The following is a 20856-nucleotide window of genomic DNA, read 5'->3' on the forward strand; positions in this document are numbered from 1 at the left end:
CAGAAGATCCTGACACCGGGGTAATCCGTGAAAAAGCTCTCCGCACGACGACGCCATCCGCTGGCGGCGGTCGTCGTCCTACTCCTCGCGCTGGCGGCCACCGGGGGGCTGTACGCCGCGTTCGCGCCCGCGGGCACGGCACAGGCTGACGAGACCGCCCAGTCCCTCGCCATCGAGGAGGGCAAGAAGCTCTACTCCGTCGGCTGCGCAAGCTGCCACGGAACCGGCGGTCAGGGCAGCAGCGACGGCCCGCCCCTGGTCGGCGTCGGCTCCGCCGCCGTGGACTTCCAGGTCGGCACCGGCCGTATGCCCGCGCAGCAGCCCGGCGTGCAGGTGCCGAAGAAGAAGGTCATCTACTCGCAGGCCGAGATCGACCAGCTCGCCGCGTACATCGCGTCCCTCGGCGCCGGTCCGATCATCCCGACCGAGAACCAGTACAACCCCGCCGGCGCGGATATCGCCCGAGGCGGCGATCTGTTCCGTACCAACTGCACCCAGTGCCACAACTTCACCGGCGAGGGCGGAGCGCTCACCGGTGGCAAGAGCGCGCCGAATCTTGAGGGTGTGAGCCCGAAGCACATCTACGAGGCCATGCAGACCGGCCCGCAGAACATGCCTTCGTTCCCCGACTCGACGATGCCGGAGCAGCAGAAGAAGGACATCATCGCGTACATCCAGGCGGTGAACGGAGAGAAGGCGTCGAGCCCCGGCGGTCTCAAGCTGGGCGGCCTCGGCCCTGTCAGTGAAGGTCTCTTCGGCTGGATCTTCGGGCTGGGTGTTCTGATCGCAGCCGCCGTCTGGGTCGCGGCCCACACCGCTAAGGCCAAGAAGTCATGAGTAGCCAAGAAGAGTTTCCAGAGAAGAACCTGCCGAGCGAGCAGGGCGACGCGCACGGCGCGGTGGAGCGCGCGGACGATCCGTTCGCCGATCCGGGACTGCCGGCCCACCGGCCGCGTATACAGGACATCGACGAGCGGGCGGCCAAGCGGTCCGAGCGCACGGTGGCGATGCTGTTCCTGCTGTCGATGCTGGCGACCGTCGCGTTCATCGCCTCGTTCGTGGCGTTCCCGGTCGGCAAGATCGTCTATATCTTCCCGCTGGGCCATGTCAGCATCCTGCACTTCTCGCTGGGTGTGACGCTCGGCATCGCCCTGTTCTGCATCGGCGCGGGCGCGGTCCACTGGGCCCGGACGCTGATGTCGGACGTGGAGACGGCGGACGACCGCCATCCGATCGAGGCACCGCCCGAGGTCAAGACGAAGGTCCTGGCGGACTTCGCGGCCGGTGCGGCGGAGTCCGGCTTCGGCCGGCGCAAGCTGATCCGCAACACACTGTTCGGCGCGGTGGCGCTGGTGCCGCTCGCCGGTGTGGTGCTGCTGCGCGACCTCGGTCCGCTGCCCGAGAAGAAGCTCCGCTCCACGATGTGGGCAAAGGGCAAGCAGCTCATCAACATGAACACCAATCAGCCGCTGCGTCCCGAGGACGTCGTGGTGGGCTCGCTCACCTTCGCCATGCCGGAGGGCCTGGAGGAGCACAGCGAGGACTTCCAGAAGCAGATCGCCAAGGCGGCCCTGATGATCGTCCGGATCCAGCCGGACGAGATCAAGGACAAGCGTGAACTCGACTGGTCCCACCAGGGGATCGTGGCGTTCTCCAAGATCTGCACCCATGTCGGCTGCCCGATCAGCCTGTACGAGCAGCAGACGCACCATGTGCTCTGCCCGTGCCACCAGTCCACCTTCGACCTCTCCGACGGCGCCCGCGTCATCTTCGGCCCGGCCGGTCACCCCCTTCCGCAGCTGCGGATCGGTGTGAACGGCGAGGGCAACCTCGAGGCGCTCGGCGACTTCGACGAGCCCGTCGGTCCTGCCTTCTGGGAGCGCGGATGAGTACCAGCACTGCTTCGGACGACAAGAACCGCAGGGTGCCCGCGGGTGAGCGGGTCGCCGACTGGGCGGACGGCCGGCTGGGGATCTACTCCCTGGCCAAGGCCAATATGCGGAAGATCTTCCCGGACCACTGGTCCTTCATGCTCGGTGAGATCGCGCTCTACAGCTTCATCATCATCATCCTCACCGGTGTGTATCTGACGCTGTTCTTCCACCCGTCGATGAACGAGGTGGTCTACCACGGCAGTTACGTCCCGCTCCAGGGCGTACGGATGTCGGAGGCGTACGCCTCGACGGTGGACATCAGCTTCGACGTCCGCGGCGGTCTGCTGATCCGGCAGATCCACCACTGGGCCGCGCTGATCTTCCTCGCGGCCATGCTGGTGCACATGATGCGCGTCTTCTTCACGGGCGCGTTCCGCAAGCCGCGTGAGGTCAACTGGCTGTTCGGCTTCCTGCTGTTCGTGCTGGGCATGTTCACCGGCTTCACCGGTTACTCGCTCCCGGACGACCTGCTCTCCGGTACCGGTGTCCGCTTCATGCAGGGCGCGATCCTGTCGGTGCCGGTCGTCGGAACGTATCTCTCGATGTTCCTGTTCGGCGGCGAGTTCCCCGGCGGCGACTTCGTGGCCCGGTTCTACTCGGTCCATATCCTGCTGCTGCCCGGCATCATGCTGGGACTGGTCGTGGCCCATCTGATCCTGGTCTTCTACCACAAGCACACCCAGTTCGCGGGCGCGGGCCGGACGAACAAGAACGTCGTGGGCATGCCGCTGCTGCCGGTCTACATGGCCAAGGCCGGAGGCTTCTTCTTCCTGGTCTTCGGGCTCATCACGATCGTCTCCGCCATCGCCACGATCAACCCGATCTGGGCGCTCGGGCCCTACCGCCCGGACCAGGTGTCCACCGGAGCCCAGCCCGACTGGTACATGGGCTTCTCCGAGGGCCTCATCCGTGTGATGCCCGGCTGGGAGATCAACTTCCTGGGACACACCCTGGTACTGGGTGTCTTCATCCCGCTGGTGATCTTCCCGCTGGTGCTGGTCGCGATCGCGGTCTATCCGTTCATCGAGGGCTGGGTCACCCGCGACAACCGCGAGCACCACATCCTGGACCGCCCGCGCAACGCGCCGACCCGTACGGCGTTCGGTGTGGCCTGGCTGACGTGGTACTTCATCCTGCTCGTCGGCGGCGGCAACGACCTGTGGGCGACGCACTTCCATCTGTCGATCAACGCGATCACCTGGTTCGTGCGGGTCTTCTTCTTCGTCGGACCGGTCATCGCCTTCGTCGTCACCAAGCGGATCTGTCTGGGCCTTCAGCGGCGCGACGCCGAGAAGGTGCTGCACGGACGTGAGTCCGGTGTCATCAAGCGGCTGCCGCACGGTGAGTTCATCGAGGTGCACACCCCGCTGGAGCAGGCCGATCTGCACAAGCTGACCGCCCACGAGCAGCACAAGCCGGCCGATCTCGGCCCGGCGGTGGACGAGAACGGCGTACGGCGCAAGGTCGGCCCGGCCGAGAAGCTCCGGGTCAAGCTGAGCAAGGGCTACTACGGCGAGGGCAGCCAGATCCCCAAGCCGACGGCCGAGGAGTACAACGAGATCGCCGCCGCGCACGGCCACGGCCATGAGGAGATCACCAGCGGCAAGCACTGATCCACCGGTTCGCCCGGTTCGCCACCACCGAGGGCCCCGGCCCGGTCTCCCCGCGAGGGACACCGGCCGGGGCCCTCGGTGTGCGGCCGTCCGTACTCCGGGCATCCGTCCTGCCGGCCGGGCGTACGCCGATAGGCTTGCGGCGTGGGCCTCGTACGCCTCGTACGGTCCACGCATCCGTCCCAGGACCCACCAGGAGCGAGCATGAGCGCTGTGACCCCCGTCGGAGGCGACACCGTGGCGGACCGCAGCTGGCCGGGCGTGCTGAATCCGCTGCTGCGCGGCGAGAATCTGAGCACGGAGGACACGGCGTGGGCCATGGACCGCATCATGAGCGGCGAGGCCACCGACGCGCAGATCGCCGGGTTCGCGGTCGCCCTGCGGGCGAAGGGCGAGACGGTCGAGGAGGTCTCGGGCCTGGTGCGCGCGATGTACGCGCACGCCAACACCATCGAGGTGGCGGGCCGTACGGTCGACATCGTCGGCACGGGCGGCGATCTTGCCAAGACCGTCAATATCTCCACCATGGCGGCGATCGTCGTGGCGGGCACCGGAGCGAAGGTCGTCAAGCACGGCAACCGCGCGGCCTCTTCGGCGAGCGGCGCCTCGGACGTACTGGAGAAGCTCGGCGTCAATCTGGAGCTGAGCCCGCAGCGGGTGGCCGAGGTCGCCGAGGAGGCCGGGATCACCTTCTGCTTCGCGGTGAAGTTCCATCCGGCGCTGCGGTACGCGGCCAAGGCCCGCAAGGAACTCGGCGCGCAGACCACCTTCAATGTCCTCGGACCGCTCACCAACCCGGCGCGGGTCAGGGCCCAGGCGGTGGGCGTGGCGGACGTACGGATGGCGCCGATCGTCGCGGGCGTGCTCGCCGAGCGCGGAAACTCCTCCCTGGTCTTCCGCGGCGACGACGGCCTGGACGAACTGACCACCACGGCGACGTCGCGGGTGTGGGTGGTACGGGACGGCAAGGTCACGGAGGAGGCCTTCGATCCGCGCGACGTGGGCCTGGAACTGGTCCCGATCGAGGCGCTGCGCGGCGCGGACGCGTCGTACAACGCGGATGTGGCGCGCCGGCTGCTGGCGGGCGAACCGGGCCCGGTCCGCGACGCGGTCCTCCTCAACGCGGCGGCGGCACTGGTGGCCCTGGACCCGACGGGCGACGCGCTGGCGGTGCAACTGAGTGCGGGGATGGCGAGGGCGGCGGAAGCGGTGGACTCGGGCGAGGCGAGGCGGACGCTGGAACGGTGGGTGACGGCAAGCCACCGCGACGCGTAGCTCGCCTCCCGGCGTGGGCCGCCGTGCGGCGGGGGCGTTTCGCGCCTGCGGCGCGGGGGCCGGTGCGGTGGTGGGTGCGGGTGTCGGGGCCTCCGGAGGTACATGTCCGGACGGCATGATTTACGCCGCGTGCGGGTGGGTTGTCGGGTGCGGGTTTCGTGTGCGGCACAAATCACGCTTTAGTGTCCGGACACGCACCTCCTACGACCCCGCCCCCCTCCCGCCGCATGCCGGGTTTCCGCCCGTCCGGGCCCGCACATCCAGCCCGTCCGGCGTTTGAGGACGGAACGGCTCACCCCGGCGCCGGGTGCCCGCTCGGTAGGGGTCAGCTCCTCGGCGTACTCCGGCCGCAGGCCGGAAAATCCAGCCCGTCCGGCGATTGAGGACGGAACCGGTCCCCCCCGCGCGGACGTTGTGGCATACTTTTTGACCAGGTCATGAGCGACAGCGATTACGGCCCCGGCTCGCTGTCCGGCAACCCTCCGTCCGTGGCGGGGTGCCCCGGGTGAAGACCAGGCCGTGGGCAGCGAGGTCCGCGGCAAGCGCGGGCCCTTTGGGGTCCTGGTCCCCAAGGGAGCCGTTTCGTGAGCCCGAACGCCGTCACCACGATCACCGCCGAGCCTCTGCCCGTGCTCGGGCGGGATGTCACCGTGCCGCTTGTCACCGGCGGTGAGGTCACTTACGCCGCGCTCGACTACGCGGCCAGCGCGCCCGCCCTTCAGCGGGTGTGGGACGACGTCGCCGCGTACGCGCCGTACTACGGCAGTGTCCACCGCGGCGCCGGTTATCTCTCGCAGCTCTCCACCGATCTCTTCGAGAACAGCCGCCGCACGGTCGCGGAGTTTCTCGGCTGCCGCCCCGGCGACCAGGTCGTCTTCACCCGCTCGACCACCGACTCGCTGAATCTGCTCGCCGCGGTGCTTCCGGCCGACTGCCAGGTGTTCGTCTTCGAGACCGAGCACCACGCCTCCCTGCTGCCCTGGCGCGAGGCCCGGGTCAGCTATCTGAACGCGCCGCGCACTCCGGCCGAGGCCGTCGCGACCCTGGAGCGGGCGCTCGCGGAGCGCGATTCGGAGGGCCCGGCGCTGGTCTGTGTGACCGGGGCGTCCAATGTGACCGGTGAGCTGTGGCCCGTACGGGAGCTGGCCGCCGCCGCGCACGCGCACGGCGCCCGGATCGTGCTCGACGCCGCGCAGCTCGCTCCGCATCACCCGGTGGACATCGCCGCGCTGGATGTCGACTGGGTCGCCTTCTCCGGGCACAAGCTGTACGCGCCGTTCGGCTCCGGAGTGCTTGCGGGCCGCGCCGACTGGCTCCAGGACGCCGAGCCCTATCTCGCGGGCGGCGGCGCCAGCCGTGCGGTGGCCCGCCGGAGCGACGGCGGCGTCGATGTCGTGTGGCACAGCACGGCCGCCCGCCACGAGGCCGGTTCGCCCAATGTCATCGGCGTGTACGCGATCGCCGCCGCCTGCCGGGCCCTCACCGAAGCGGGCTTCGACGCCCTTGTCGACCGTGAGCAGAGGCTTGTCGCCCGGGTGCGCGCCGGTCTCGCCGAGGTGCCCGAGGTCAAGGTCCTCTCGCTGTTCGGCGACGAGGCGCCGCGCGTCGGCGTCCTGTCGTTCGTGGTCGAGGGATGGAACAGCTCGCACTTCGCCGCCGCGCTCTCCGCGGAGTACGGCATCGGCGTACGGGACGGTCTCTTCTGCGCGCATCCGCTGGTGCGTACCCTGCTGGGCACCGACCCGCAGGACCCGGGCGAGTGCGGCGCTCCGGAGGCCGAGCCGGGCGAGCGCTCGCTGAACGCGATCCGCGTCAGCTTCGGCGCCGGCACTCCGGACGAGCACGTGGACCGCTTCGTCCGTGCCGTACGGGAGCTGGTGAGTGACGGAGCGCGCTGGAACTACCGTACGGAGGACGGCCGTTGCGTCCCGGACCGGGACGGCGCCACAGCCTGACGTACGAAGCCCGAGGCGGCCTTACGCGTCGAGTCCGATGGCGAAGGCCGCTTCGAGGTCGTGCTGTGAGTACGTACGGAACGCCACATGCGTGTCCGTGGCCTCGACGCCCTCGATCTTGCTGATCCGGCCGGGGATCACATCCGCCAGATCGTCGTGCTTGGCCACCCGCACCATGGCGATCAGGTCGTACGTACCGGTCACCGAGAAGACCTCGCTGACGCTGTCCAGCGCGGCGATCGACTCCGCGATCTCGGGGATCCGGTCCACGCTGGTCTTGATGAGCACGATCGCGGTGATCACGGTTGACGTTCTCCCTCGGTGGCCGCGGTGTGGTCTCCCACTCTATCGGTACGCCAGTACCGCCCCCAGGCGTAGAGAAAACCGGTGGCGAAGCCCACGAGATGCGCGAGATAGGCCACGCCGGGCCCCGAGCCCGCGCCGCGCGCCGCCAGCCACTGGAGCGCGAACCAGAAGATCAGCACGATCCAGGCCGGGAAGCGCAGCGGCAGGAAGAACAGGAACGGGAAGAGACTGGTGACCCGGGCCTTCGGGAAGAGATAGAGAAAGGCGCCGAGCACGCCCGAGATCGCGCCCGAGGCCCCCACCAGCGTCTGGTCCGAGGCCGCGTTCACCATGGCGTACGCCAGCAGCGCGAGACAGCCGACGCCGAGATAGAAGAACAGGAAGTGCGCCCGGCCCAGCCGCTCCTCCGCCATCGCGCCGAAGACGAACAGAAACAGCATGTTGCCCAGCAGATGCAGCCAGCTTCCATGGACGAAGAGCGCGGTCAGCGGGGTGAACAGGGCGCGGGTGGAGCCGCTCAGCAGCTCGGCCGGGATGACGCCCCACCGTTCGAAATACAAGGTCTGCGCGTCGAGGAGCGCCTCACCTCTCCCGTACGCCGGGTTGAAACCCGAGGCCGGACTGAACAGGAAGGCCAGACAGCAGAGGCCGATCAGCGTGTGGGTCACCACCGGTCCGCCGGCCGTCGTCCGCGACGTATTCACCGACAGAGCATGGCTTACCGGGACTGAAGGGTACAGAGCGCCTCGCCGCTCCCTGGGGTGGCCCGGAGGCCGTAGGGTTGCAAGGAGTACATCCGCTGTTCGACGGCGCACCGCGGGCGGCAGCGGGACGGACGACGACGGACGACGAAAGAGGACGCATGATGACGACGGTTCCCCAGCCGACGGCCGCCACCCGGTGGCGCTGCACACTGTGCGGCAATCTCACGCGTTTCGATGTGACGCGATCGTCGAAGGCCGTCGAGTACGTCCATCTGGACCTGGCAGGGGAGCCGCGGGTCGAGGAGCGCGAGGTGGTCAGTGAGACCATCGAGTCGGTGCGCTGCCGTTGGTGCAACGCGGTGGATCAGATCGAGCTGGTGGACAGGCCGGGCGCCGGTTCCTGAGGGAATCGCCCGAAAGGGTATGGGGTGACGGATGTGGAGCAGGCCGCAAGCGGTGCTGAGCCGGCCGGCGCGGCCGGCGGTGACGCCGCGGAGGCGCTCGACCGCCCGCTCCCGGACGGCGTACGGCGCAGAGTCGTCGCGCTGGTCTCCGATGCCTTCGGCGGACTGACGATCACCGAACTCCCCGCGCAGCTACGCCAGTACGCCCGGTTCACGCCCAACAGACGGGCCAAGTTCGCCGGTAACGCGATGGCCGCGGCCCTGGAGAGCGATCCGCTGTTCCGGCAGCGGATCGGTGAGCGCATCAGCCACTCCCAGCCGGAGCTGGCCGGAGCCCTGGAGTCGGGATCGCCGCCCGCCGCAGCGGATCCCGTCGATGTGGCCGCCGCTGCGTATGTGCTCAGGCCGCCCGGATGGGTGAAGCTGGTGGCCGCCGCGGGCGAGGAGGCACAGCGCGCGGACGCCGAGCGCGCCGACGAGGAGGCCCGGCGCGAGCTGGAGCGGCTGCGCGAGGAACTGGCCGTGGCCAGGGCGCTGACGAAGAGCGAGACCGAGCGGCTGCGTACGGAGCTGGAGACGGCCCGCAAGGAGGCCGAGTCGCTCCACCGCAAACTGCGCAGTGCCCAGAGCGATGTGAAGCGCGGCGAGGCCGCCCTGCGTCGGGTGCACACGGAGACCGAGGCGGCCAGGGCCGAGGCCGCGGCTGCTGTGTCGGCCGCCGAGAGCGAGACCCGTCGGATCAAGGCACGGCTCGGCGAGGCCGAGTCGGCGGTCGAGGCGAGCCGCAGGGCCGCCCGTGAGGGCCGCTCGGTGGAGGACATGCGGCTGCGGCTGCTGCTGGACACCCTGCTGGAGTCCGCCCAGGGGCTGCGGCGCGAACTGGCGCTGCCGCCCGCCATGGTCAGGCCCGGCGATACGGTCGACGCGGTCGAGCCCGGCCGGATGTCGCCCAAGGATGTGGCGGCCCGCGCGCTCTCCGAGACCGATCCCGCGCTGCTCGACCAATTGCTCGCGCTGCCGCAGTCGCATCTGATCGTGGACGGCTACAACGTCACCAAGACCGGCTATCCGACGATGCCGTTGGAGAAGCAGCGGCTGCGGCTGCTGGGCGGGCTCGCGATGCTCGCGGCGCAGTCGGGCGCGGAGACGACCTGTGTCTTCGACGGCGCCGAGCTGGCGGCGCCGGTGCTGCTCGCGCCGCCGCGCGGCGTGCGGGTGCTGTTCTCCAAACCGGGCGTGACCGCGGACGAGTTGATCCGTCAGCTCGTCAGGGCGGAGCCGCCGGGCCGGCCGCTGGTGGTGGTCTCCACCGACCGTGAGGTCGCGGACGGAGTGGCGCAGGCCGGTGCCAGGCCCGTCGCGTCCGCCTTGTTGCTGAAGCGGCTTTCGCGCATCTAGTCAACTGGTGGGGTTAATGCCCGAATTGATGGTGTCTTGGTGGAGCGCAGCGTCAAATGTCCATCACTGCCTGTGTAGCGTCTGTAAATAATGCGCGTCGTGACAGAGTTTTTCCTCGTCAGGATTTGAACTGATCACAAGAAGGTCACTATGGTCAGGCGTCGAACCTTCGCGCGGTTGATCACCCACCCGGGGTGACAGCGAAGGAACCGCCGATTTCATGCAGTTCAGCCCAGTTGTCAGGGGTGTCGGACGTATGGAGCCGGGGCCCTGTGTCCCCCATGGCCCGGTAGGCGGCTGAGGAAGAAGGAGCTCGCCTCCGTGGCGTCCCACCGTCGTCCCAAGCAGCCGAGCCGCGCCCGTGTGACCGTGCTCACCGCGACCGCTGCCGCCGCTGTCGCCCTGACCTCCCAGGCCGCTCAGGCCGCTCCCCAGCCGAGCAAGAGCGACGTCAAGGAGAAGGTCGACAAGCTCTACGAGGACGCCGAGAAGGCTACCGAGAAGTACACGGCGGCCAAGGAAGCGCAGGGCAAGCTCGAAAAAGAGGTCGACGCCCTCCAGGACAAGGTCGCCCGCGGCCAGGACGAGCTGAACGACCTGCGCGACAGCCTCGGTTCGATGGCCAGTGCCCAGTACCGCACCGGCGGCATCGACCCTTCCGTACAGCTCTTCCTCTCCTCCGACCCGGACAGCTACCTGGAGGGCGCGTCCACGCTCGACCAGGTCAGCGCCAAGCAGGCCGAGTCGCTCCAGCAGATCCAGGAGAAGCAGCGGTCCCTCGCGCAGCAGCGCAAGGAGGCCCAGGCCAAGGTCCAGGACCTGGCCGAGACCCGCAAGGAACTCGGCGCGAAGAAGGCCGAGGTCCAGGAGAAGCTCGCCGCCACGCAGAAGGTTCTCAACACGCTCACCGCGCAGGAGAAGGCCTCGCTCGCCGCCGAGGACTCCCGCGCCAACCGCGCCAGCTCCCGCGCGGACCTCGGCACTTCGGTGCCCGCCTCGCAGCGCGCGTCCGCCGCGTTCGCCGCCGCGCAGAGCAAGATCGGTACGCCGTACGTCTACGGCGCCTCGGGCCCCAGCTCCTTCGACTGCTCCGGGCTCACCTCATGGGCGTACGCCCAGGCCGGTGTCTCCATACCCCGTACCTCCCAGGCCCAGGCCAACGCCGGTACGCGGCTGGGCATGAGCCAGCTCCAGCAGGGCGATCTGGTCATCTTCTACGGCGACCAGCACCATGTCGGCTTCTACGCGGGCAACGGCCAGGTGCTGCACGCGCCCAAGCCCGGTGCCAGCGTGCGCTACGAGTCGATCAACAACATGCCGTTCCAGTTCGGCGTACGTATCTGAGACTTCGAGCCCGAGGCTTCTGAGACTTCGAGTCCAGGCTCCGGATCCGGGACACCATGCCCGCCCATTCGGGCGAATTCCCGTACCTCCAGCTGACACCGTGCCCCGCCGATGACCTGTGGTCTACGGCGGGGCGTCACTTTGTGTGCGCGGCGCGGTCGTTGGTCGCTCCGTGGTCGCCCGGCTACTGTCTGCTCCCGCGGCTCCGGCCAGTGGTCCGCCCGTCGGGCGGCCGGGGGCCGCGTCAGTGCGTTCAGCGGAAGGAAGTGCGGCCTCCTGTGGTGTCCCATCGCCGTCCCTCACACTCCGGCTCCGGACTCGGTTCCCGCGGCAGCGCGGCAGTGGCCCTGTCCGCCGCGGCGGCCACGGCCGCGGCGGCGCTCGGAGCGGCTCCGGCGGGCGCCGACCCGCGGCGGTCGCCCGAGGCGACCCGGGCCGAGGTCGACCGCCTCTACGAACAGGCGGAGAAGGCGACCGAGCAGTACAACAAGGCGACCGAGCGGGTGGACCGGCTCCGCGCGCTGGTGGACCAGGCGCAGGACAGCGCGGCGCGCGGCCAGGAGAGCGTCAACCGGATGCGCGGAGCGCTCGGTTCGGTCGCCGGCGCCCAGTACCGCTCCGGCGGGCTCGATCCGGCCCTCGCCCTGCTGCTCTCCTCCGATCCCGACAGCTATCTCGACAAGGCCTCCGTACTGGACCGGGTCGGCGAACGCCAGTCCGGTGCGCTGAGAGAACTCAAGCAGGCCCAGCGGAGGCTGGGACAGGTGCGTATGGAAGCCGCCCGCGATCTCACCGAGCTGGAGCGCAGCCGGGCCGTCGTCGCCCGCCACAAGCGCGCCGTCGAAGGGAAACTCGCGCAGGCACGGCGGCTGCTGAACTCCCTTCCCGCCGCCGACCGGGAGTCCTACGGCCGGGCCTCCCGCTCCGGCCGCGGCGGACCGGACATGCTCTTCGGCAGCGGACCGGCCTCCGCGCGGGCCTCCGAGGCGGTGCTCGCCGCCCGGCGCGCGGTGGGCCGGCCGTATGTCTGGGGCGCCAACGGGCCCTCGGGCTTCGACTGTTCGGGACTCACACAGTGGTCGTACGCGCAGGCGGGCGTCGGGCTGCCGCGCACCTCCCAGGCGCAGCGGTACGCGGGCCGTCAGGTCCCGCTCTCGGAGGCGCGGCCGGGAGATCTCGTGGCCTACCGCGACGACGCGAGCCATATCGCGATGTACGCGGGCAACGGCCAGGTGATCCACGCTCCGTATCCGGGCGCCTCGGTGCGCTACGACCCGGTCGGCATGATGCCGGTCTCCTCGGTCACCCGCGTCTGACGCCGGGCGCTGTACGGCTGCCCGGTCACACGCGCCCGGTCCGGCTCGCGGGCACGCCGTACGATCGGCGGCGTGGCAGGTCGGGCGCGTACGGCGGCGGGACGGCACGGTACGCGTCGGCGCGCGGCCGTGCTGTGGCTGACCGCGCTCCTGCTGGTGCCGGTCTGGGGCTGTACGGCGCCGGCGAAGGCGCCCGACAGCGCCGCCAGGGAGGCAGCCAGGGAGATCGGGCGGACCTTGGACCGCAGGGCCGCCGCCGTCCTGGACCGCGACGAGCGCGCGTATCTCGCCGTCCTCGATCCCTCGGTGGCCGCGCTGCGCGCCACCGGCCGTCGTGAGTTCCGTAACCTCGCCGAGGTGCCGCTCGGCTCCTGGGAGTACCGGCTCACCGATGTCGAGCGCTCCGGCGGCCGGGCCACCGTCCACGCCGAGCTGCGTTACGGGCTCGCGGGCTATGACCGCGCTCCGGTGTCCGCGCCGCGCACGCTGGAGCTGACGGAGCGCGCCGGGCGCTGGTACGTGAGCGCCGACCGGCCCGGCGAGGGCGGCGCGCAGCAGCTCTGGGAGCAGGGCGCGGTACGGACCGTACGAGGCGCCCACAGCCTGGTCCTCGGCGTCGGGCAGGACGACGCGCGGCTGCGGGCGGTCGCCGCCACGGCCGACCGGGCCGTCCCGGCCGTCGACGCCGCCTGGCCGCGCCCGTGGGCCCGCCGGGCCGTTCTGCTCGTACCGGGCTCACTGGAGGCCATGGCGCGGCTCCTGGGGGCCTCCGCGGACGGTTACCGGGGCATCGCGGCGGTCACCACCGGCATCGTCACCGGGAACACCGCCGGAAATACCGCCGCCGGCACCGTGCCGGCCGACCGTGTCGTCGTGAATCCCGAGGCGTACGGCGATCTCTCCGGCTTCGGCCAGGAGATCGTCCTCGCCCACGAGACCACCCATGTGGCGACGCGTACGGCCACCTCGGCCGCCACTCCCACCTGGCTCTCGGAGGGCTTCGCCGACTGGGCCGCGTACCGGCGCACGGACCGGGCGCCCGGACAGATCGCGCCCGAACTCCAGGGCGCCGTGCGCTCCGGCGACGCTCCGGCCGCACTCCCGGCCGACGAGGACTTCGCCTTCGGCGCCGGCGCCGACCGGCTGGCCAGGGCGTACGAGAGCGGCTGGCTGGCCTGTGAGCTGATCGCCGAGCGCTGGGGCGAGCGGCGGCTGACCGACTTCTACCGCGCGGTGGGCGCGCACGCCGGGCGCGAGGGCGCGGTCGAGAAGGCCCTGCACGACGTCCTGGCCACGACGCCGGAGGACTTCACCGCCCGCTGGCGCGCGTACGCCCGGCAGCGGCTGGGCTGACAGCGGCCGGCTCCGCGCGCTCCGCCGCCCGCTCGCGCGAGCGCGGGACCGTCGCCCGCCAGAGCCGGTGGCACGCGGTGAGAGTCGCGGCGACCAGCAGACCGTTGCGTACGAAGAGCAGCGCGACCCCGAGCGGATCGCCTCCCACCACATGCGAGAACAGCACCGGGAACTCCAGCAGGGTGACCGCCGTCGCGGCCAGCACCAGCCACGCGGGCAGCGCCATCCGGCTGCTCCGCAGCGTCAGACAGGCGGCGGCCAGACCGACCAGCCAGAGCATGTACTGCGGGCTGATCACCCGGCTCGTGGTGGTGAACAGCAGCACCGCCGCGAAGGCAGCGTCGTACGGAGTGCTCGCACCGAACTCGCGCGCCTTGAGCCGCCATACGAGCAGCCAGCCGACGGCCAGGGCGGTCAGGCCCAGCGCGGCCGTGCTGACCAGCGGGACATACGGTCCGACGAACTCCACGGAGCCGTAGTTGAGCAGCGCTCCGCCGCTCCAGCCGAAGTGCCGCGCCACCTGGAAGACCAGGGCGCCCAGCGACTCGATCTCGGTGCCGCGGTCGCGCTGGAAGGTGAGAAAGGCCAGCGCGCCGGGCATCGCGACACAGCAGACCACGGTCAGCGCGACCGCCGTGACGGCCGCGGCGGTCCATGTCCTGCGCGTGGCCCGGCCGCGCGGTGTGCCCACCAGCAGCAGCACCGGCCAGACCTTCAGCAGCGCGCCGAATCCGGCGAGCGCGCCCATCAACCGAGGTCTGCGCACTCCCGCGAGCAGCGCGGCGACCGCCACCGCCGTCACCATCAGGTCGTACCGCGCGTACGAGGTCGGCCCCAGCAGCGGCACTCCCGCGACCCAGATCCACGCGCCCCGGTACGACCGGCCCGTATCCCGGGCGGCCCGCAGCAGCAGCGCGAAGGCCACCGCGTCACAGAGGAGCGCCAGCACGAAGAAGGCGGCGGCATAGCCGAGGAACGGCAGGACGGCGGGCGCCAGGATCGGCAGGGCCGCGGCGGGCGGATACTGCCAGGTCACATCGTCCAGCGGATAGGTGCCGGTCCTCAGCACCTCGTACCAGCCCTGGTAGATCACCGAGACATCGCCGGTGACGTCGGGCCCCGGCACGGAGACGACCTTGAAGACACAGAGCAGCAGAACAGCCCTGGTGAGGATCCACACCGCGACCGGGGGCCGTGTGCCGTGCGTGCCCGCCATGACCACCTCGTCCGCTTCATGTGCTTCGGCGCTTCATGCGCTTCTTCATGCGCTTCGTATGCTTCGTGCGCTTCGTTCCTGATCGCGGGAGTCATGATGCCGGGCGGGACCGCGCCCGAGCCATCAGGCAGGGCCGTTGGGTACTGTCGGCGGCGATGCACAAGACACTGATCGTGACCAACGACTTCCCGCCCAGGCCGGGCGGTATCCAGGCGTTTCTGCACAACATGGCGCTGCGGCTGGATCCCGAGCGGCTCGTGGTCTACGCCTCGACCTGGAAGCGCGGCAAGGAGGGCGCGGAGGCGACCGTCGCCTTCGACGCCGAGCAGCCGTTCACCGTCGTACGGGACCGTACGACGATGCTGCTGCCGACACCGCGCGTCACGCGCAGAGCGGTCGGGCTGCTGCGTGAACACGGCTGTGAGTCGGTGTGGTTCGGCGCGGCGGCGCCGCTCGGGCTGATGGCTCCGGCGCTGCGGAAGGCCGGTGCGCGGCGGCTGGTGGCCACGACGCACGGCCATGAGGCGGGCTGGGCGCAGCTTCCCGCCTCACGGCGGCTTCTGCGGCGGATCGGCGAGTCCACGGACACGATCACCTATCTCGGTGAGTACACGCGCTCGCGTATCGCCGGCGCGCTCACTCCCGAGGCCGCGGCGCGCATGGTGCGGCTGCCGCCGGGCGTGGACGAGAAGACCTTCCACCCGGGCTCGGGCGGCGCGGCCGTGCGCGAGCGGCTCGGGCTCACGGACCGGCCCGTCGTCGTCTGTGTCTCGCGGCTGGTGCCGCGCAAGGGCCAGGACACGCTGATCCTCGCGCTGCCCGCGATCCTGGCGCGGGTGCCGGACGCGGTGCTGCTGATCGTGGGCGGCGGACCGTACGAGGGCGAGCTGCGCAAGCTGGCGGACCGGACCGGCGTCGCCGGTTCCGTACGCTTCACAGGCGCCGTTCCCTGGGCCGAACTGCCCGCCCACTTCGGCGCGGGCGATGTCTTCGCGATGCCCTGCCGTACGCGGCGCGGCGGTCTGGACGTCGAGGGCCTCGGCATCGTCTATCTGGAGGCCTCGGCCACGGGGCTCCCGGTGGTCGCGGGCGACTCGGGAGGCGCGCCGGACGCGGTGCTGGACGGCGAGACGGGCTGGGTGGTCCGGGGCGGGCCGCCGGCGGTGGCGGCGGAGGAGTCGGCGGAGCGGATCGTGGCGCTGCTGCTGGACGCGGAGCTGCGGGGGCGGATGGGGGAGCGGGGACGGGAGTGGGTGGAGGAGCGGTGGCGATGGGACGAACTGGCGTCTGAGCTGCGGGCGTTGCTCTGACGCCCCCCCGGCAGGGGGCCGTGGTTTTGAGTCCGTGTCAGGTCTGGTACAGCGCCTCGATGTCGTCCGCGAAGTCCTTCGCCACCACATTCCGCTTGAGCTTGAGCGACGGCGTGATGTGGCCGCCCTCTTCTGTGAACTGGGTTGTGAGGATGCGGAATTTGCGGACCGATTCGGCCTTGGAGACGGCCGCGTTGCCCTCGTCCACCGCTCGCTGTACCTCGGCCAGTAGTTCTGGGTCCAGGCGGAGTGTTGCCGCTGTTGAGTTGGACGGTTTGTTGTGTTCTGCAGCCCAGCGGGTCAGGAATTCCTCGTCCAAGGTGATCAGCGCGCCCACGAACGGGCGGCCGTCGCCGACGACCATGCATTCGGAGATGAGCGCGTGGGCGCGGATGCGGTCCTCGATGACCGCAGGTGCGACGTTTTTGCCGCCTGCGGTGATGAGGATTTCCTTCTTGCGGCCCGTGATGGTGAGGTAGCCGTCCTCGTCCAGGGTGCCGATGTCACCGGTGTGGAACCAGCCGTCGGCCAGCGCTTCGGCTGTTGCCTGTGGGTTGTTCCAGTAGCCGGTGAAGAGGTGTTCGCCGTGGAGGAGGACCTCGCCGTCGTCGGCGATACGGATCACCGAGCCGGGCAGAGGCTGTCCTACGGTGCCGATCTTCTGGCGGTCCCACGGGTTGAAGGCGGTGGCCGCGCAGGATTCGGTGAGTCCGTAGCCTTCCAGGACGGTGAAGCCGATGCCTCGGTAGAAGTGGCCCAGGCGTTCGCCCAGAGGTGCGCCGCCGGAGATGGCGTACTCGCCGCGTCCGCCGAGCACCGCGCGTAGCTTGCGGTAGACGAGCCGGTCGAAGAGCTTGTGGCGGATCCGCAGGCCGAGGGACGGGCCGCGCGGGGTGGACAGGGCTCGGCTGTAGGCGATCGCCGTGTGCGCTGCCCGGTCGAAGATCGCGCCCTTGCCCGCCGCCTGCGCCGTGGCGCGTGCCGAGTTGTAGACCTTCTCGAAGACTCGCGGTACGCCGAGGATCAGCGTCGGCCGGAAGGTGGCCAGTTCCTCCGTGAGATTCTTGATGTCCGGTACGCAGCCGAGTTTGATCGGCGCCATCACGGCCGCCACCTCGACCAGCCGTCCGAAGACATGCGCGGCCGGGAGGAAGAGCAGGACGGAGCACTCGCCCGTACGGAAGAGAGGCCTGAGCCGCTCCACCGCGTTTCCGCACTCCGCGAAGAAGGCGCGGTGGGTGAGGACACAGCCCTTGGGCCGGCCGGTGGTGCCCGAGGTGTAGACGATGGTGGCCGGATCGTCGGCCTTCGCGGCCGACGCGCGTTCGTCGACCACTGCCTCTGGGACGTCCGCGCCTGCTGTGGTCAGCTCTTCGACGCCGCCGCGGTCGATCTGCCAGATCGCCCGGAGGTCCGGCAGCGTGTGCTGGACCGACTCCACCGCCGTGTAGTGCGCGTCGCTCTCCACGATCACCGCGACCGCGCCCGAGTCGCCGAGGATCCACTGGACCTGCTCCGCCGAGCTGGTCTCGTACACCGGTACGGTCACCGCGCCGGCGGTCCAGATCGCGAAGTCGAGCTGCACCCACTCGAAGCGCGTACGGGACATCAGCGCGACGCGGTCGCCCGGCCGGATGCCGGCGGCGATCAGGCCCTTGGCGGCGGCCCGTACCTCGGCCAGGAACTGGGTGGCGGTGACATCGGTCCAGGCGCCCGCCACCTTGCGGCCCAGGACCGCGACATCGGGATGCTGTGCGGCATTGCGGCGGATGAGATCCGTCAGATTGCCGTCCGCGGGGACCTCGTACAGGGCCGGAAGGCTGAACTCGCGCAAGACTGCTGCTCCTCATCGGGCGCCGAAGCCACGGCTCCGTGCGACGCGCCGGTCGCGGTCCAAGACCGGGGCAGATGCTCGGTGGGGCGAGCACGACTGGACTGCCCGGACGTTACCCATCGGTACTGGCGTACGCATAGAGGGTCCCGGCCAGATGTTCCCTGCGTCACACGTGATGGACGGTACTGCGCGCACAGTAGTCCACACCTCTGACACGGCGGAAGGAACCGCAGGTCCGGCCCCCTCTATCGGGTGGGAGAAGCCCGTTCTAGGGTGATCGGCATGGCAGGTATGCGAGTCAATGTGATCAGTGATGTGCATGGGAACACCCAGGGCCTGCGGACGGCCGGCGACGGCGCCGATGCCCTGATCTGCCTCGGTGACCTCGTGCTCTTCCTGGACTACGCGGACCACTCGCGCGGTATCTTTCCCGATCTCTTCGGTGTCGAGTACGCCGACCGGATCGTGGCGCTGCGTACCGCCCGCCGCTTCGACGAGGCCCGTGACCTGGGACGGGAGCTCTGGTCCCGGCTGGACATCGATCCCGCCGCCGCCATCGAGGGAGCGGTGCGCCGTCAGTACGCCGAGATGTTCGCCGCCCTGCCCACGCCGACGTACGCCACTTACGGCAATGTCGACATCCCGACACTCTGGCCCGAGTACGCGCGTCCCGGCACCACCGTTCTCGACGGGGAGCGGGTGGAACTGGGCGGCCGGGTCTTCGGTTTCGTCGGCGGCGGGCTGCGTACTCCCATGCGCACTCCGTACGAGGTCTCCGACGAGGAGTACGCCGCCAAGGTCGAGGCGCTCGGCGAGGTGGACGTCCTGTGCTCGCACATCCCGCCCGATGTGCCCGAGTTGACCTATGACACCGTCCCGCGCCGGTTCGAACGCGGCAGCCGCGCCCTGCTGGAGGCCATCCGCCGTACGAAGCCCCGGTACGCCCTGTTCGGCCATGTCCATCAGCCGCTCGCCCGGCGGATGCGGATCGGCTCCACGGAGTGTGTGAATGTCGGTCACTTCGCCGCGACAGGACGGCCCTGGGCCCTGGAATGGTGACCGGCGCACTCGCGATAGCCTGCACACCGCGTACCCAGTACCGGAGGAGCACGGCGATGGCGGAACACACCAGTTCGAGCATCACGATCGAGGCGGCACCGGCCGATGTCATGGGCGTGATCGCCGACTTCGCCCGCTATCCGGAGTGGACCGGTGAGGTGAAGGAGGCCGAGGTGCTGGCCACCGACGACCGCGGGCGCGCCCAGCAGGTCAGGCTGGTGCTGGACGCCGGAGCGATCAAGGACGACCACACGCTCGCCTACACCTGGACCGGTGGCAACGAGGTGAGCTGGACGCTGGTGAAGTCCCAGATGCTGCGCGCCCTGGACGGCTCGTATCTGCTGGTTCCTCTCGGCGGCGGCGACCGTACCGAGGTCACCTACCGGCTGACCGTCGACGTCAAGATCCCGATGCTCGGCATGATCAAGCGCAAGGCGGAGAAGGTCATCATCGACCGCGCGCTCGCCGGCCTGAAGAAGCGCGTCGAATCCGCACCCGGAGCCTGACCCCGATGCGTACGGTCCTGGTCACCGGCCCCGGCGGGGCGGGCCGTACCACCATCGCCGCGGCCACCGCGCGCGCCGCCGCCCGGCGCGGCGGACGCGTTCTGCTGCTCTCCGCCGATCCGCTCGATGATCTGCTCGGCATACCGGTGGGCGCCGCGCCCACCGGGACGGGTGACGGTCTGTGGGCCGCCCGTATCGACTCCGGTGAACACTTCCGTACGGAACTGCTCGCTCTCCAGGAGCGGGCCGCCACCGCACTCGATCTGCTCGGCGCCCGCAGACTGGCCGGCGAGGAACTCACCGAGCTGCCCGGCAGCGAGCAGTTCGCCCTGCTCCACGCGGTGCGCCGGGCCGCCGAGGGCGACTGGGACGTCCTGGTCGTGGATCTGCCGCCGCTGCGGCAGGCACTGGCCGTACTGGCCCTGCCCGAGCAGCTCCGCCGCTATCTGCGCCGGCTGCTGCCGCGCGAGCGCCAGGCCGCCCGCGCGCTGCGCCCGATGATGGCCCAGCTCGCCGGCGTACCGATGCCCGCGCAGTGGCTGTACGAGATGGCCGACCGGCGGGACGCGGAGCTGGCCGTCGTCCAGTCCGTCGTCCAGGACCCGGGGACGACCGTACGGCTGGTCGCGGAGCCGGGGCCCGCGGCGGCGGAGGCCCTGCGCACCGCCCGTACCGGACTGGCCCTGTACGGGCTGCGCGTCGACACGCTCGTACCGAACCGGATCCTGCCCGGCGACGCGGCGGGACCCTGGCTCGCGACGCTCGTGGCGCAGCAGCGCAAGTGCCTGGACGAGTGGTACGAGGAGTGGGCGCCCGAGGCGCCGCTGTATCCGGTGGGACATCTCGGGCGGGATCCGCAGGGCCCGGACGATCTGGCGTTTCTGGGCGCGGGCGCGGGCTCGGGCCCGGGCTCCGACGAGGGCGAGGCCGGGGGAGCGGGCCTGGCCACCGGGCTCGCGGACGGACTGGACGAGCCGGGCCCGGCGGCGGTGGCCGAGCGCTGGCCGGTCGAGGACCGGCTCGCGGAGGACAATCTGCTCGTCTGGTGTGTGCCGCTGCCCGGAGCGGTCAAGAGCGAGGTGTCCCTGGTCCGCAGGGACGACGAACTTCTGCTCACCGTCGGCCCGTTCCGCCGTATCGTGCCGCTGCCGTCCGCGCTGCGCCGCTGCACGGTGACCGGCGCGGCCCTCACCGACGGTGTGCTCCGGGTGAGATTCACGCCGGACCCCGCGCTGTGGCCGCGCGGGCACTGAAGGCCCGTGGCCGTTCGGGTACCGTCGAAGGTAAGCACTCCTTCCGCTGTCCATGGCGGAAGGCCTCTGCCTCTGA

General features: G+C 70.5%; 18 protein-coding genes and 1 riboswitch. Of the genes, 14 read left to right on the plus strand and 4 right to left on the minus strand.

The window, feature by feature from the left end; genetic code table 11:
• Positions 1 to 27: 27 nt before the first annotated feature.
• The 5 genes from ACFV6H_RS12850 to ACFV6H_RS12870 all read left to right on the plus strand — a co-directional run bounded on the left by ACFV6H_RS12850 (position 28) and on the right by ACFV6H_RS12870 (position 6777).
• A complete protein-coding gene (locus tag ACFV6H_RS12850) occupies positions 28 to 837 on the plus strand; it encodes a c-type cytochrome (RefSeq protein WP_384792157.1) in 810 nt (269 codons plus the stop codon).
• On the plus strand, positions 834 to 1889 hold the full coding sequence (locus ACFV6H_RS12855) for a Rieske 2Fe-2S domain-containing protein (protein ID WP_384979960.1): 1056 nt from the start codon (positions 834 to 836) through the stop codon (positions 1887 to 1889). Before ACFV6H_RS12850 ends, ACFV6H_RS12855 begins: the two co-directional genes overlap by 4 nt.
• Positions 1886 to 3547 (plus strand): cytochrome bc complex cytochrome b subunit, encoded by a 1662-nt coding sequence (locus ACFV6H_RS12860; RefSeq protein ID WP_385541134.1) that lies wholly within the window; start codon positions 1886 to 1888, stop codon positions 3545 to 3547. The genes ACFV6H_RS12855 and ACFV6H_RS12860 overlap by 4 nt, the downstream gene beginning before the upstream one ends.
• 204 nt (positions 3548 to 3751) lie before the next feature.
• Entirely contained in the window at positions 3752 to 4822 is a 1071-nt protein-coding gene (gene trpD, locus ACFV6H_RS12865) for an anthranilate phosphoribosyltransferase (RefSeq protein ID WP_385541136.1), read from the plus strand.
• Between the two features lie 433 nt (positions 4823 to 5255).
• Positions 5256 to 5373: riboswitch (SAM riboswitch) on the plus strand.
• Positions 5374 to 5406: 33 nt separating this feature from the next.
• Positions 5407 to 6777: an aminotransferase class V-fold PLP-dependent enzyme gene (locus tag ACFV6H_RS12870; protein WP_385541138.1), complete on the plus strand. Its 1371-nt coding sequence runs from the start codon at positions 5407 to 5409 to the stop codon at positions 6775 to 6777.
• Between the two features lie 21 nt (positions 6778 to 6798).
• On the opposite strand, the gene ACFV6H_RS12875 is transcribed toward ACFV6H_RS12870, so the two are convergent.
• Entirely contained in the window at positions 6799 to 7080 is a 282-nt protein-coding gene (locus ACFV6H_RS12875) for an Lrp/AsnC family transcriptional regulator (RefSeq protein ID WP_093594162.1), read from the minus strand.
• Positions 7077 to 7787, minus strand: coding sequence for a rhomboid family intramembrane serine protease (locus ACFV6H_RS12880; RefSeq protein WP_385541140.1), 711 nt, complete (start codon positions 7785 to 7787; stop codon positions 7077 to 7079). The genes ACFV6H_RS12875 and ACFV6H_RS12880 overlap by 4 nt, the downstream gene beginning before the upstream one ends.
• A 161-nt stretch (positions 7788 to 7948) precedes the next feature.
• Here ACFV6H_RS12880 and ACFV6H_RS12885 point away from each other — a divergent pair, with 161 nt between their 5' ends.
• The 5 genes from ACFV6H_RS12885 (at position 7949) to ACFV6H_RS12905 (ending at position 13602) form a co-directional block, all read left to right on the plus strand.
• Positions 7949 to 8191: a hypothetical protein gene (locus ACFV6H_RS12885; RefSeq protein WP_093594168.1), complete on the plus strand. Its 243-nt coding sequence runs from the start codon at positions 7949 to 7951 to the stop codon at positions 8189 to 8191.
• A gap of 33 nt (positions 8192 to 8224) precedes the next feature.
• Complete coding sequence (locus ACFV6H_RS12890; RefSeq protein ID WP_385541595.1) at positions 8225 to 9589, plus strand: NYN domain-containing protein; 1365 nt, start codon at positions 8225 to 8227, stop codon at positions 9587 to 9589.
• A 321-nt stretch (positions 9590 to 9910) separates the two neighbouring features.
• Complete coding sequence (locus ACFV6H_RS12895; RefSeq protein WP_384979943.1) at positions 9911 to 10933, plus strand: NlpC/P60 family protein; 1023 nt, start codon at positions 9911 to 9913, stop codon at positions 10931 to 10933.
• A 278-nt stretch (positions 10934 to 11211) separates the two neighbouring features.
• Complete coding sequence (locus ACFV6H_RS12900; protein ID WP_385541142.1) at positions 11212 to 12249, plus strand: NlpC/P60 family protein; 1038 nt, start codon at positions 11212 to 11214, stop codon at positions 12247 to 12249.
• Positions 12250 to 12321: 72 nt separating this feature from the next.
• Complete coding sequence (locus tag ACFV6H_RS12905) at positions 12322 to 13602, plus strand: hypothetical protein (RefSeq protein WP_385541144.1); 1281 nt, start codon at positions 12322 to 12324, stop codon at positions 13600 to 13602.
• Here the strand turns inward: ACFV6H_RS12905 and ACFV6H_RS12910 are convergent.
• Positions 13559 to 14818, minus strand: a complete 1260-nt coding sequence (locus ACFV6H_RS12910) for a glycosyltransferase 87 family protein (RefSeq protein WP_385541146.1) — start codon at positions 14816 to 14818, stop codon at positions 13559 to 13561. The two genes, ACFV6H_RS12905 and ACFV6H_RS12910, sit on opposite strands and share 44 nt — an antisense overlap.
• Before the next feature lie 155 nt (positions 14819 to 14973).
• Between ACFV6H_RS12910 and ACFV6H_RS12915 the strand changes: the two genes are divergently transcribed.
• Positions 14974 to 16128: a glycosyltransferase family 4 protein gene (locus ACFV6H_RS12915; protein WP_385541148.1), complete on the plus strand. Its 1155-nt coding sequence runs from the start codon at positions 14974 to 14976 to the stop codon at positions 16126 to 16128.
• Between the two features lie 37 nt (positions 16129 to 16165).
• Here ACFV6H_RS12915 and ACFV6H_RS12920 read toward each other — a convergent pair whose 3' ends face one another.
• On the minus strand, positions 16166 to 17962 hold the full coding sequence (locus tag ACFV6H_RS12920; RefSeq protein WP_385541150.1) for an AMP-dependent synthetase/ligase: 1797 nt from the start codon (positions 17960 to 17962) through the stop codon (positions 16166 to 16168).
• Between the two features lie 291 nt (positions 17963 to 18253).
• Here ACFV6H_RS12920 and ACFV6H_RS12925 point away from each other — a divergent pair, with 291 nt between their 5' ends.
• The 3 genes from ACFV6H_RS12925 to ACFV6H_RS12935 are packed head-to-tail and all read left to right on the plus strand — an operon-like array spanning position 18254 to position 20780.
• A complete protein-coding gene (locus tag ACFV6H_RS12925; RefSeq protein WP_385541597.1) occupies positions 18254 to 19021 on the plus strand; it encodes a metallophosphoesterase in 768 nt (255 codons plus the stop codon).
• Between the two features lie 56 nt (positions 19022 to 19077).
• Positions 19078 to 19527 (plus strand): SRPBCC family protein, encoded by a 450-nt coding sequence (locus ACFV6H_RS12930; protein WP_093602533.1) that lies wholly within the window; start codon positions 19078 to 19080, stop codon positions 19525 to 19527.
• Positions 19528 to 19532: 5 nt separating this feature from the next.
• Entirely contained in the window at positions 19533 to 20780 is a 1248-nt protein-coding gene (locus ACFV6H_RS12935) for an ArsA family ATPase (protein ID WP_385541152.1), read from the plus strand.
• Positions 20781 to 20856 lie beyond the last annotated feature (76 nt).

This window comes from Streptomyces sp. NPDC059743, assembly GCF_042732975.1.
Lineage (GTDB): Bacteria > Actinomycetota > Actinomycetes > Streptomycetales > Streptomycetaceae > Streptomyces.